The sequence below is a fragment of the Thauera aminoaromatica S2 genome (assembly GCF_000310185.1).
In the GTDB taxonomy this organism is placed as follows: domain Bacteria; phylum Pseudomonadota; class Gammaproteobacteria; order Burkholderiales; family Rhodocyclaceae; genus Thauera; species Thauera aminoaromatica.
In genome coordinates, this window is the sequence record NZ_AMXD01000110.1 from 1 (window position 1) to 12,893 (window position 12,893).

Genomic DNA, 12,893 nt, shown 5'->3' on the forward strand with positions numbered 1-12,893 from the left:
CAGCCCACCCCGCGCTGCGCCAGGCCGCCTGGCTGCGCGGCCCGGAGCACGGCGAGGCGGCGAGCGTGCGCTGGCTGCGCCCCGATGGCGCCGAGCTGCAGGCCGCCGACTGGAACGATCCCCGCGAGCGCGCACTGGCGATCCTGCTGCATCCGCCCGGCCTGCGGCCGCACACGGTCGAGCACATCGCCAAACCCGCGGCCGCCGCACCCGCGCGCAGCGTGCTGCTGCTCGTCAATCCCGCCGCGGCCGCGTGCCGCTTCCGCCTGCCCGCGGGCGGATGGTCGCCGGTCTTCGACAGTGCCCGGGCCGACGGCGGCCCGGCGCCGCCCGCCCCCGGCCACGAAAGCCATCCTGTCGAGCCGGTGCTGTCCGCGCGCACCGTGCTCGTCCTCCTAGAATCCGCACAACACCACCAGGAGTCCTGATCATGCCTGCCGAAGCCGCCAACCGACGACGGATCCTCACGCGCCGCACCCTCGCCCTCGTGCTCGCCGGCGGGCGCGGCTCGCGCCTGCGCGATCTCACCAACGTGCGCGCCAAGCCGGCGGTGCACTTCGGCGGCAAGTTCCGCATCATCGACTTCGCGCTGTCGAATTGCATGAACTCGGGCCTGCGCCGCATCGGCGTGATCACGCAATACAAGTCGCACTCGCTGCTGCGCCACCTGCAGCGCGGCTGGAGCTTCCTGCGCAACGAGATGGGCGAATTCGTCGACCTGCTGCCGGCGCAGCAGCGCATCGACGAGGAGCAGTGGTACCAGGGCACCGCCGACGCGGTATTCCAGAACCTCGACATCATCCGCAACTCCACGCCGCCCGACTACATCGTCGTGCTCGCCGGCGACCATGTGTACAAGATGGACTACTCGATCATGCTCGAGGACCACGCCGCGAGCGGGCGCGGTGTCACCGTGGGCTGCATCGAGGTGCCGCGCGAGGAGGCCAAGGCCTTCGGCGTGATGGCGATCGATGCACGGCGCCACATCACCGCCTTCGTCGAGAAGCCCGCCGACCCGCCAGCGCTGCCGGGCAATCCCGGGCTGTCGCTCGCCAGCATGGGCATCTACATATTCTCGGCCAACTACCTCTACCGCCTGCTCGAGGACGACGCGAAGAATCCGGACTCCAGCCACGACTTCGGCAAGGACCTGATTCCGCGCGCGGTGGCGGAAAACCAGGCGCTCGCCCACCCCTTCACGCTGTCGGCGATCGCCACCCCGCCCTTCTCCGGCCCCTACTGGCGCGACGTCGGCACGGTGGACGCCTACTGGGCGGCCAACCTCGACCTCGCCTCGACCACGCCGGCGCTCAACATGTACGACAAGGACTGGCCGATCTGGACCTACCAGGAGCAACTACCGCCGGCCAAGTTCGTGCACGATCTCGACGGTCGCCGCGGCGAGGCGCTCAACGCGCTGGTCTCGGGCGGCTGCATCGTCTCCGGATCGGTCGTGCGCGAGTCGGTGCTGTTCTCCAACGTGCTGGTGCGCTCCTACAGCACGATCGAGCAGGCGGTGGTGCTGCCCGACGTGCAGATCAACCGCCACTGCCGCCTGAAGAAGGTCGTCATCGATCGCCACTGCGTGATCCCCGAGCGCACGGTGATCGGCGAGGACGCCGAGGCGGATGCGCGCCGCTTCCACCGCACCGAGGGCGGCGTGGTGCTGGTGACGCGCGAAATGCTCGACCGACTGTGAGCGCGGAGACCAGACGATGCGGATCCTTCAGGTGTGTGCCGAGATCTTCCCACTGCTGAAAACCGGCGGGCTGGCCGACGTCGCCGGGGCGCTGCCGCCCGCCCTGGGCGCGCTCGGCGCGGACGTCCGGGTGCTGCTGCCCGGCTTCGACGCCATCCTCGCCGGGCTGGAGTCGCCGGTCGAGATCGCCCGCCTGCAAGCGCCGGGCGGGATGGGGAACAACCCGGCGCGGCTCCTGCGCGGACACCTGCCCGCGATCGGCGGGGAGGCCTACGTGATCGACGCCCCGGGCTGGTACTTGCGCACGGGTGGTCCCTACGCCGACGCCGCACAGCAGCCCTACGCCGACAACCACCTGCGCTTCGCCCTGCTCGGGTGGACCGCAGCCGAGCTCGCCCAAGGGCTCGACACGTCCTGGCAACCCGGCGTGGTGCACGCGCACGACTGGCACGCCGGCCTCGTGCCGGCATGGTTGCAGGTCGCGGCAGCGCGCGGGCGGAGCGTGCCGGGCTGCGTGTTCACGGTACATAACCTCGCCTATCAGGGCATGTTCCCGCGCGCCTGCTTCGACGCGCTCGGGCTGCCCGCGCATTTCTTCTCGATCCACGGCGTGGAGTTCCACGGGCACCTCAACTTCATGAAGGCCGGGCTGTACTACGCCGGGCGCGTCACCACGGTGAGCCCGAGCTATGCGCGCGAGATCCAGGGGCCGGAACAGGGCTGCGGGCTGGACGGCCTCCTGCGCGCCCGCGCGCACGAGCTCTCGGGCATCCTCAACGGGGTCGATGCGGCGGTGTGGGATCCGGCCACGGATACCCTGCTGCCCGCGCGCTACACCGCGGACTACATGGCCGGCAAGGCGCGCTGCCGCAGCGCGCTGCGCCGCGAACTCGGGCTGGCGGGCAAGGCCGAGGGCCCGTTGTACTGCGTGGTGAGCCGGCTCACCGAGCAGAAGGGCCTGCACCTGGTGCTGCAGGCCCTGCACGCGCTGCTGGCGGGCGGCGGCCAGCTCGCCCTGCTCGGCAGCGGCGACGCCGGGCTGGAGGCCGCCTTCCGTGACGCGGCGGCAGCCGCGCCTGAATCGGTGGCGGTGCGCATCGGCTACGACGAAGCCTTCGCCCACCGCCTGATCGCCGGCAGCGACGTGATCCTGGTGCCCTCGCACTACGAACCCTGCGGCCTGACCCAGCTCTACGGCCTCAAGTACGGCACCCTGCCTCTGGTGCGGCGCGTCGGCGGCCTCGCCGACACGGTAGCCGACACCCGCCTGGAGACGCTCGACACCGACGCCACCGGCTTCGTCTTCGAGGAGTTCTCCGCCGCTGCGCTCGAACGCACGCTGCTGCGGGTGAATGCCGTCCACCGCCGTCCCACCGAATGGAGACGCGTGCGCGCCCGCGGCATGGCGAAGGACTTCGGCTGGGCGCGTGCCGCGCGGGAATATCTCGCCCTTTATCGTGGTCTCACGCCTGCATGAGGCCGCGCCGGCGCCCGTCGCCGCACCCGCTTTGCACACGGCCCGCCGCGGGCAGCTTCTGTGCTATACAGGACGAGTCCGACCGCCACGGAAACCATGCGGCATGCGGGACCGCCGCCACTGACCAGGTGAGCCCCATCGACGCGTCCAGACCGCACCCACCGCCTCGTGCCGGGCATGTGCTCGTGGCGGCGCTCGCCCTCGGCGCGGGCTCGGCGCAGGCCGCGGGGATCGATGCCGGCGGGCTGGCCTGGAATGGCGGTCTGGTTCTGCTCGGCGGCGGGCTGGGTTATCTGCTCGGCCGCCGCAGCCTGCGCCGACGCACCCTCGCCGGTGCGGAAGAGGGCTGCGCTGCGGACGGCCCGCTTCACGACGACGCCCCGGCGAGCGGCGGCGCGGCTTCGAGGCGGGAGTGGGCAGGCACGCCTGCAGACGCCGACGATTGCGCGCCGGCGAGCGCGCTCCCCCACGCCCTCCTCCCCGCCGCGCACGCCGCTCCGTCCGCGCCCGCGGGCGCAGGCGCGGCGATCGGGGTGGTCGCGACCGAATCCTATCGCGAGGTGGTCGATTCGCTCAGCGAGGTGCTCTTCCGCACCGACGAGCTTGGCCGCCTGGTTTTTCTCAACGACGCCTGGAAGGATCTCTCCGGTTTCGATCTGGACGCCACGCGCCAGCATGCGCTGACCGATTTCCTCCATCCAGACGACCGCTTGCGCGCACGCGACGCAATCCGCGCCCTGCTGTGCGGAGACGGCCAGGAATGGACCGACGAGTTGCGGCTGCGCACGCTCTCCGGCGAGATCCGCTGGGTGGCGATCGACTGCCGTGCCTTGCGCGACGGCAGCGGGCAGGAAAGCGGGATCGCCGGCACCATCGACGACATCTCGGCGCGCAAGATCGCCGAGTTCAGCCTGCGCAACCTGAATCAGGAGCTCGAGTCGCGGGTGCGCTCGCGCACCGCCGAACTCGAGACCGCGGTGCGCGAGCTCGAGGCCTTCTCATATTCGGTCTCGCACGACCTGCGTGCGCCGCTGCGCGCCATCGACGGCTTCGCGCGCATCCTCGTCGAGGAGGCCGGGCCGCGGCTCGACGAACGCCAACGCGAGCAGCTCGTGCGCATCCGCGCCGGCGCCGAGCGCATGGCGATCCTGATCGATGCGCTGATCGACCTCGCCAGCGTCTCCCGGCAACCGTTGCGCAGGAGGCCGGTCGACCTGTCGCGCATTGCCGAAGCGGTGATCCGCGACCTGCAGGCGGAGTCGCCCGGGCGCGTGGTCGCGGTCGAGATCACCAGCGACATGACGGTGGTCGCCGACCCGGTGCTGATGCACGTGCTGCTCGACAACCTGCTGCGCAATGCATGGAAGTTCACAAGCCAGTGCGAACATCCGCGTATCGTCTTCGGCGCGGAACGCGACGGCGAGCGCACGGTGTTCCACGTCGAGGACAACGGCGCCGGATTCGAGATGAACTACGCGGGCAAGCTCTTCCAGCCCTTCCAGCGCCTGCACGCGCAGCACGAGTTCCCCGGCACCGGGATCGGGCTCGCCACCGTACAACGCATCGTCGCCCGCCATGAGGGCCGGGTGTGGGCCAGCGCGGAACCGGGCAAGGGCGCGCGCTTCTGCTTCATGCTGGGGCATTGAGGGTGACGACGCCGCGCTCCGAAACGGGAACGCCCACTCCGGACAGCGGCGGTCGGTCGGCCGCGGCACGAATCGCAGGCGGCAGAGACAAAGGTCTCAACTGCCCGTTGTGCACTGCAGTACAATGAATTCCATTCCGCGCGCGCCCTGCGCCCGCCAAACCATTGCAGCACACCACTCGGACCTCAGGTGGCCACCATGAAAGAAAAGCACTATCTGACCCCGCTCCTCGAGCCGCGCTCCGTCGGCATCATCGGCGCCAGCGAACGCGAGGCCTCCCTCGGCAGCGTGCTCATGCGCAACATGCTCGAGGCCGGCTACAAGGGCAAGCTGTTCGCGATCAACCCGAAGCACGAGAAGGTGCACGGGGTCGCCTGCTACAAGTCGGTGGAAGACGTGCCGCAGCGCCTGGACCTGGTGGTGATGGCAATCCGCGCCGAGAAGACCCCGGCGCTGATGGAGGCCTGCGGCCGCGCCGGGGTGAAGGCGGTGATCCTGCTGTCGGGCGGCTTCTCCGAATCGGGCGCGCGCGGCGCGCTGCTCGAGCGCCAGGTGGTCGAAGCCGCGCACCGCCACCGCATCCGCCTGCTCGGCCCCAATTGTCTGGGCGTCATGCGGCCGCAGCTCGGCGTCAACGCCACCTTCGCGCACGCCAGCGCACTCAAGGGCAGCATCGGCCTGATCTCGCAGTCGGGCGCGCTGTGCGCGGCCATCCTCGACTGGGCCAAACCGAACAACGTCGGCTTCTCGACCGTGGTGTCCCTGGGCTCCTCGTCCGACATCGACTTCGGCGAGGTGCTCGAATACATGATCTCGGACCCGCGCACCGAGAGCATCTTCCTCTACGTCGAAGGCATCCGCGACGCCCGCCGCTTCATGAGCGCGCTGCGCGGCGCCGCGCGCGTCAAGCCGGTGCTGCTGGTCAAGGCCGGCCGCCACCCCGGCGCCTCGCGCGCGATCCTGTCGCACAGCGGCGCGCCGATGGGCGAGGACGCGGTGTTCGACGCCGCGCTGCGTCGCGCCGGCGTGATCCGCCTGTACAACATGGGCCAGCTCTTCGCCGCGGCCAACGCGCTGTTCTCGCACTTCCGCCCGCGCGGCAACCGCCTCGCGATCATCACCAACGGCGGCGGCCCGGGAGTCATGGCGGCCGACCGCGCGGCCGACATCGGCATCCCGCTCGCGGAGTTCGCCGAGAGCACGGTCGAGAAGCTCAACGCCTGCCTGCCCAGCGGCTGGTCGCACGGCAACCCGGTGGACATCCTCGGCGACGCCGGCCCGGAACGTTATCGCGCGGCGCTCAAGGCGGTGCTCGAAGGCCCCAACGTCGACGGCGTGCTGGTGATGCTGACCCCGCAGGCGGTGACCGACCCGAGCGGCGTCGCCGACGTCGTGATCGAGCTCGAGAAGACCGCCGACAAGCCGGTGCTGGTGTGCTGGATGGGCGAGGAGCTCGTCGCCGAGGCGCGCGCCAAGTTCAGCGCCGCGGGCATCCCGCACTTCCGCACGCCGGAGCCGGCGGTCGAGCTCTTCAGCCACATCTCGGCCTACTACCAGAACCAGAAGCTGCTGATGCAGACGCCGTCCTCGCTGTCGCACCTGCCGCCGCCCTCGATCGAGAGCGCGCGCCTGGTGATCGAGATGGCCCTGTCCGAGCGCCGCAAGAAGCTCAACGAGATGGAGTCGAAGGCGCTGCTCGCGGCCTTCCGCATTCCGATCGCGCAGACCGTGGTCGCGCGCAGTGCCGCCGAGGCGATGGTGCTCTCGGCCGAGATCGGCCTGCCGGTGGTGATGAAGATCGACTCGCCGAACATCGTGCACAAGTCCGAGGTGGGCGGCGTGCGCCTGAACATCCGCAGCCTCGCCGCGGTGCGCTCGACCTATCAGGAGATCCTCGACGAGGTCAAGCGCGTGCAGCCCGAGGCGGTGATCAACGGCATCGCGATCGAGCCGATGATCCAGAAGCGCAACGGCCGCGAGCTGGTGGTGAGCGTGCGCCGCGACCCGGTGTTCGGCCCCGCGATCACCTTCGGCGAGGGCGGCAACCTGGTCGAGGAGAACCGCGACGTCGCGGTGGCCCTGCCGCCGCTCAACAGCTTCCTCGTCAAGGACATGATCCGCTCGACCCGCATCTCCACCCGCCTCGGCGAGTTCCGCAACATGCCGGCGGTGGACATGAACGCGCTCGAGCTGGTGCTGTTGCGCATCTCCGAGATGGTCTGCGAGCTGCCGTGGATCACCGCGATGGAGATCAACCCGCTGATCGTGGACGAGAACGGCGTGGTCGCGGTCGACGCGAACATCAGTGTGGAAAACGTGTCTCCGACGGCGGACCGCTACGACCACGTCGCGATCCACCCGTATCCGTCGCACCTGATCAGCACCTGGACCGTGCCCGACGGCACCACGGTGACGATCCGTCCGATCAAGCCGGAGGACGCCGAGCTCGAGGTCGACTTCGTGCGCCGCCTGTCGGCCGAGACCAAGTACTACCGCTTCATGAACACCATGCGCGAGCTGCCGCCCGCGATGGTCGCCCGCCTCACCCAGATCGACTACGACCGCGAGATGGCCTTCGTCGCCACCCTCGAGGCCGACGGCGTAGAGAACGAGATCGGTGTGTGCCGCTACGCGGTGAACCCCGACGGCGAGTCCTGCGAGTTCGCGGTCGTGGTGGCCGACGACTGGCAGCACCGCGGCCTCGCCCGCAAGCTCATGGGCGTACTGATCGAGACCGCGCGCAGCCGTGGCATCCAGTACATGAACGGCGTCTTCCTCGCCAACAACGAGCGCATGCTCAAGTTCGTGCAGAAGCTCGGCTTCGTGCTCAGCAACGACCCGGAAGACAGCTCGGTCAAGCTGGGCATTCTGGCGCTGCAGGACTGAGCGATGCCCGCGACGATCGAGCCCATCGAGTTCCACGGCCAGCCAGCGCTGCGCCTGGCCACCGCTTCGGGTGCACGCGCGGTGGTGGCGCTGCACGGCGCGCAGGTGCTGTCGTGGGCGCCGCCGGGTGGCGAGGAGCGCCTGTACCTGAGCCCGAAGGCAGTGTTCGACGGGCACAGCGCGGTCCGTGGCGGCATCCCGGTGTGCTTCCCGCAGTTCGCCGACCTGGGCCCCCTGCCCGCGCACGGCTTCGCGCGCAACCGGCGGTGGTCGCTCACGACCGAGCGCAGCGGCAAGGACTTCGCCCTCGCGGGGCTGACGCTCGCCGACGACGAAGCCACCCGCGCGCTGTGGCCGTACGCGTTTTCGGCCGAACTGTCGATCCTGATCGAGGACAGCCGGCTCGACCTCGAACTCGAGATCACCAACACCGGCGACGAGGCCTTCGAGTTCACCGCCGCGCTGCACACCTACCTCGCGGTACGCGAGGTCGAGGAATCGCGCATCGAAGGCCTGCACGGCTTCTCCTATCGCGACAAGACCGACGCCGACCGCATCCAGCGCGATAGCGGGGACGCCCTGGTGATCGAGTCCGAGACCGACCGCGTCTATCACGAGGTAAACCGCCCGCTGCTGCTGCGCGAATACCACCGCAGCCTGGGCGTCAATGCCGACGGTTTCCCCGACGTGGTGGTGTGGAACCCCTGGATCGAGCGCAGCGCCGCGATCGCGGACCTGCCGGACGACGGCTTCCGCCGCATGCTCTGCATCGAGGCCGCCGCCGCCCGCCAGCCGGTACGCGTGCAGCCCGGCGAATCGTGGTGGGGGCGGCAGACCCTGGTCGCCCTCTGAGCCTGCGTCGCGCACGCACGAGCCGCCGCAGCCTCGCTGCCTTCTGCCGGAGCGACGCGAGTCGCACTCACGGCGCCCGGAGTCCGCGCCGCCGTCGCCGGATCGCCCGCTCACGACTCGCTTCGCCCCGCAGCGGCCGCCACACCGGTCCGCGGGTTGCTCTCCCCGCGCCGCCTGTTGCACTATCCGGGCCTTATCTTCTGCGCTTCACCGCCTCTTCCCCATGCTCCCCCCGATCGAATACCGCATCGCCGAAGAGCTCGGCGTCTCGCCGCGCCAGGTCATCGCCGCCGTCCAGCTCATCGACGATGGCGCCACCGTGCCCTTCATCGCCCGCTACCGCAAGGAAGTCACCGGTGGCCTGGACGACACGCAGTTGCGCACGCTGGAGGAACGCCTGGGCTACCTGCGCGAGCTCGAAGACCGCCGCGCCACCGTGCTGGCCTCGATCGAGGAGCAGGGCAAGCTCACCGCCGAGCTGCGTGCCGAGGTCGAGGACGCCGACACCAAGCAGCGCCTCGAGGACCTCTACCTTCCCTACAAGCCCAAGCGCCGCACCAAGGCACAGATCGCGCGCGAGGCCGGCATCGGCCCGCTGGCCGAGACATTGCTCGCCGACCCGACCCTGACGCCCGAAGTCGAAGCCGAAAAGTACATCAACGCCGAGGCCGGTTTTGCCGACACCAAGGCGGTGCTCGACGGCGCGCGCCAGATCCTGATGGAGCACTTCGCCGAGGACGCCACCCTGCTCGGCGAGCTGCGCAGCTACCTGCACGAACATGGCCGGGTGCGCTCGAGCGTGATCGAGGGCAAGGAGAACGAAGGCGCCAAGTTCCGCGACTGGTTCGACTTCGCCGAACCGATCGCCACCATGCCCTCGCACCGTGCGCTGGCGCTGCTGCGCGGGCGCAACGAAGGCGTGCTGCGCCTGGCACTCGACGTCGAGCGCCCCGACCCCGACGCCCCGCATCCTTGCGAAGGCCGCATCGCCGTGCGCTTCGGCATCCGCAGCCAGGGCCGCCCGGGCGACCGCTGGCTCGCCGAGACCGCGCGCTGGGCGTGGAGCGTGAAGATCTCCATCCACCTCGAACTCGAGCTGATGAGCGAGCTGCGCGAGCGCGCCGAGGAAGAGGCGATCCGCGTCTTCGCGCGCAACCTCCACGACCTGCTGCTCGCCGCCCCCGCCGGCACGCGCGCCACCATCGGCCTCGACCCCGGAATCCGCACCGGAGTGAAGGTCGCGGTGGTGGATGCCACCGGCAAGCTGGTCGACACCGCCACCGTGTATCCCTTCGAGCCGCGCCGCGACCGCGAATCGTCGATCGCCACCATCGCCGCGCTGGCGAAGAAGCATGCGGTCGAGCTGATCGCCATCGGCAATGGCACCGCCTCGCGCGAGACCGACGCGCTGGTGGCCGAGCTGATGAAGCGCTACCCGGAGCTGCAGCTGACCAAGATCGTCGTCTCGGAGGCCGGCGCCTCGGTGTATTCCGCGTCCGAACTCGCCGCACGCGAGTTCCCCGAGCTCGACGTCAGCCTGCGCGGCGCGGTTTCGATCGCCCGCCGCCTGCAGGATCCGCTCGCCGAGCTGGTCAAGATCGATCCCAAGTCGATCGGCGTCGGCCAGTACCAGCACGACGTCAACCAGGGCCGCCTGGCGAAGAGCCTGGACGCCGTGGTGGAAGACTGCGTGAACGCGGTCGGCGTGGATGTGAACACCGCGTCTGCACCGCTGCTCGCACGCATCTCGGGTCTGAACGCCACGCTCGCCGGCAACATCGTCGAGTATCGCAATACCCGGGGCCCCTTCCGCAGCCGCAGCGCATTGAAGGACGTGCCCCGCCTCGGCCCCAAGACCTTCGAGCAGGCCGCGGGCTTCCTGCGCATCCCCAGCGGCGACAACCCGCTCGACGCCTCCTCGGTGCACCCCGAGGCCTACCCGGTGGTCGAGCGCATCCTCGCGCGCGTGCGGAAGAGCGTGCGCGAACTGATGGGCAACGGCGGCTTCCTCAAGAGCCTGAAACCGGAGGAGTTCACCGACGAGCGCTTCGGGCTGCCCACCGTGCAGGACATCCTCGCCGAACTGGAAAAGCCCGGCCGCGACCCGCGCCCCGAGTTCCGCACCGCGACCTTCCGCGAGGGCGTGGAGACCTTGAAGGACCTCGAGCCCGGCATGCTGCTCGAAGGGGTGGTCACCAACGTCACCAACTTCGGCGCCTTCGTCGACATCGGCGTGCATCAGGACGGCCTGGTGCATATCTCCGCGCTGTCCAACACCTTCGTCAAGGACCCGCACAGCGTGGTCAAGGCGGGTCAGGTGGTGAAGGTGAAGGTGCTGGAGGTGGACATCCCGCGCCACCGCATCGCGCTCACCATGCGCCTGGGCGACGAGGTGACTGCGAAGCGCGGCGAGTCCGGCGCCCGGCGCGACGAGGGTGCGCCGCGGCGCGGGGAAGGCGGTCAGGCCCCGCGTAGCGAGCAGCGCCCGCGCGGCGGTGACAACCGGCGCCCGCCCGCGCAGGGCAAGGGTGGCGCGCGCCAGGAGGCTTCCCGCCCCGCCGCTGCCAACGCACTCGCCGAAGCATTCGCCCGCGCCCGCGGCAATCGCTGAGGAGGCCGTCATGCCGACGACGATCCACGGCATCAGGAACTGCGACACCATGAAGAAGACCTTCGCCTGGTTCGACGGCGCGGGTGTCGCCTACCAACTCCACGATTACAAGAAGGCCGGCGTCGACGCCGCCACACTCGCGCGCTGGTGCGAGAAGCTCGGGTGGGAAGCGCTCGTCAACAAGCGCGGCACCACCTGGCGCAGGCTCCCGCCCGAGCAGCAGGCGATCGCCGACACGGCCGCCGCGATCGCGCTGATGCAGGCCCAGCCCAGCCTGATCCGTCGCCCGGTGGTCGAGTTCGCCGACGGCGGACTCGTCGTCGGCCTGGATACCGAGGCCTTCGAGCGCCACAGCCGGGGCCGAGCCCAACCGCCAGCAGGAACACCGGACACTCCAAGATGAAGACGCCCCTCCCCACCAGCTATGTGCAACGTTTCCTGCTCGAGGACCTCGACATCCGCGGCGCGGTCGTGCGCCTCACCGACGTCTGGGAAGCCATGCAGGACGGGCGCGGCTATGCGCCCGCGGTGGCGCGACTGCTCGGCGAGATGAGCGCAGTCTCCACCGTGATCGCCGGCAACCTCAAGCAGCCCGGCCGGCTGACCTTCCAGATCACCGGCCACGGCCCCGTCAGCCTGCTGGTGATCGACTGCGCCGAGACCCTGAACCTGCGCGGTTACGCCAAGGCCGAGGGCACGCCCGCCGCGGGCACGCTGGTCGAGCTCGTCGGCGACGGGCGCCTGCAACTCTCCCTCGACATCGAAGGCCTCGATCAGCCCTACCAGAGCCTGGTGCCGCTGGAAGGCGACAGCATCGCCGAGGTCTTCGAGCACTATCTCGTCCAGTCCGAGCAGCAGCCCGCCAGGCTGTGGCTGGCGTGCAGCGCGCAGGCGGCGGTGGCCCTGTTCGTGCAGAAGCTCCCCGGTGCCGACCTCAAGGACATCGACGGTTGGTCGCGCGTCCAGCAGCTGGCCCACACCGTGCGCGAGGACGAGCTGCTCGGCCTCGACGCCGAGCAGATCCTGCGCCGCCTGTTCGCCGAGGAGGACATCCGCCTCTTCGACGCGCGTCCGGTCACCCACGAATGGCCGGCCGATCCGGACAAGATCGCCGAGATGTTGCGCGCACTCGGCGAGGACGAAGTACGCACGGTCCTGGACCAGCATGGCGAGGTGGTGGTGCATGACGATCTGTCCAACCACACCTACCGTTTCGATCGCAGCGACGTGGACGCGCTCTTCCGCCCGCCCACCCTGCATTGAGCCGGAAGCCGGCAATGCCGGCCGGCTTGCGCCGCCGGCCTTGCCCGAACGTGTTCGCCTAAGTACACTCGCTCGATTTTGAAGACCGTTCAGCACATGTCCGCCAGCGCGCCCGCAAGATCGATCGAGTTCCACAACACGACCCTGGGCGCCACCATCGCCGTCCTGCAGGCGGCGGAACCGAGCACGCTTGCCGATTCGCTGCACAAGATGCTCGGCGGCATGCCCGACTTCTTCAGCGGCGAACTGCTCATCCTCGATTTCGGCGGGGTGGCGCAACTGCCCGAGCGTATCGATTGGTCGGGCCTGCAGTCGCTGCTGCGGCGCTACCGCCTGCAGCCGATCGGTGTGATGCGCCTGGCGGCGGAACACCATGAGGGCGCCCGGCGCGCCGGGCTCGCACTGGTCGATCCGGCGCAGCTCGCCGCCCGCCCGCCCGCCGAGGCGCCCGCGCGCCAC

The 12,893-nt window shown here is 70.0% G+C and carries 9 protein-coding genes and 1 pseudogene; all 10 read left to right on the plus strand.

Translation table 11 applies throughout. The features are described from left to right. Window positions 1-428: pseudogene (locus C665_RS14695) on the plus strand (glycogen debranching protein GlgX); the annotation flags it as partial. Window positions 429-430: 2 nt separating this feature from the next. Further along, entirely contained in the window at window positions 431-1,699 is a 1,269-nt protein-coding gene (gene glgC / locus C665_RS14700) for a glucose-1-phosphate adenylyltransferase (RefSeq protein WP_004318234.1), read from the plus strand. 16 nt (window positions 1,700-1,715) lie between these two features. Beyond that, the gene (gene glgA, locus C665_RS14705) at window positions 1,716-3,176 is read left to right on the plus strand and encodes a glycogen synthase GlgA (protein WP_004318236.1); all 1,461 of its coding nucleotides are present in this window, start codon (window positions 1,716-1,718) and stop codon (window positions 3,174-3,176) included. Between the two features lie 185 nt (window positions 3,177-3,361). Beyond that, the gene (locus C665_RS14710; protein ID WP_245537179.1) at window positions 3,362-4,822 is read left to right on the plus strand and encodes a sensor histidine kinase; all 1,461 of its coding nucleotides are present in this window, start codon (window positions 3,362-3,364) and stop codon (window positions 4,820-4,822) included. Between the two features lie 198 nt (window positions 4,823-5,020). Next, the gene (locus C665_RS14715) at window positions 5,021-7,708 is read left to right on the plus strand and encodes a bifunctional acetate--CoA ligase family protein/GNAT family N-acetyltransferase (RefSeq protein ID WP_004318240.1); all 2,688 of its coding nucleotides are present in this window, start codon (window positions 5,021-5,023) and stop codon (window positions 7,706-7,708) included. Between the two features lie 3 nt (window positions 7,709-7,711). Continuing rightward, the gene (locus C665_RS14720; protein WP_004318241.1) at window positions 7,712-8,560 is read left to right on the plus strand and encodes a D-hexose-6-phosphate mutarotase; all 849 of its coding nucleotides are present in this window, start codon (window positions 7,712-7,714) and stop codon (window positions 8,558-8,560) included. A 223-nt stretch (window positions 8,561-8,783) separates the two neighbouring features. After that, on the plus strand, window positions 8,784-11,171 hold the full coding sequence (locus C665_RS14725; protein WP_004318243.1) for a Tex family protein: 2,388 nt from the start codon (window positions 8,784-8,786) through the stop codon (window positions 11,169-11,171). A gap of 10 nt (window positions 11,172-11,181) precedes the next feature. Then, window positions 11,182-11,574 (plus strand): arsenate reductase, encoded by a 393-nt coding sequence (locus C665_RS14730; RefSeq protein ID WP_004318245.1) that lies wholly within the window; start codon window positions 11,182-11,184, stop codon window positions 11,572-11,574. After that, entirely contained in the window at window positions 11,571-12,434 is an 864-nt protein-coding gene (gene hslO / locus C665_RS14735) for an Hsp33 family molecular chaperone HslO (RefSeq protein WP_004318246.1), read from the plus strand. Before C665_RS14730 ends, hslO begins: the two co-directional genes overlap by 4 nt. 96 nt (window positions 12,435-12,530) lie before the next feature. After that, window positions 12,531-12,893, plus strand: a 363-nt coding sequence (locus tag C665_RS14740) for a septum site-determining protein MinC (RefSeq protein WP_004318247.1), incomplete at its 3' end; no start/stop codon positions are given.

Excerpts from the sequence above, each read along its gene's own strand:
- C665_RS14720 (WP_004318241.1), top strand. The coding sequence starts at position 7,712 with ATGCCCGCGACGATCGAGCCCATCGAGTTCCACGGCCAGCCAGCGCTG.
- hslO (WP_004318246.1), top strand. The coding sequence starts at position 11,571 with ATGAAGACGCCCCTCCCCACCAGCTATGTGCAACGTTTCCTGCTCGAG.
- C665_RS14725 (WP_004318243.1), top strand. The coding sequence starts at position 8,784 with ATGCTCCCCCCGATCGAATACCGCATCGCCGAAGAGCTCGGCGTCTCG.
- glgA (WP_004318236.1), top strand. The coding sequence starts at position 1,716 with ATGCGGATCCTTCAGGTGTGTGCCGAGATCTTCCCACTGCTGAAAACC.
- C665_RS14715 (WP_004318240.1), top strand. The coding sequence starts at position 5,021 with ATGAAAGAAAAGCACTATCTGACCCCGCTCCTCGAGCCGCGCTCCGTC.
- C665_RS14730 (WP_004318245.1), top strand. The coding sequence starts at position 11,182 with ATGCCGACGACGATCCACGGCATCAGGAACTGCGACACCATGAAGAAG.
- glgC (WP_004318234.1), top strand. The coding sequence starts at position 431 with ATGCCTGCCGAAGCCGCCAACCGACGACGGATCCTCACGCGCCGCACC.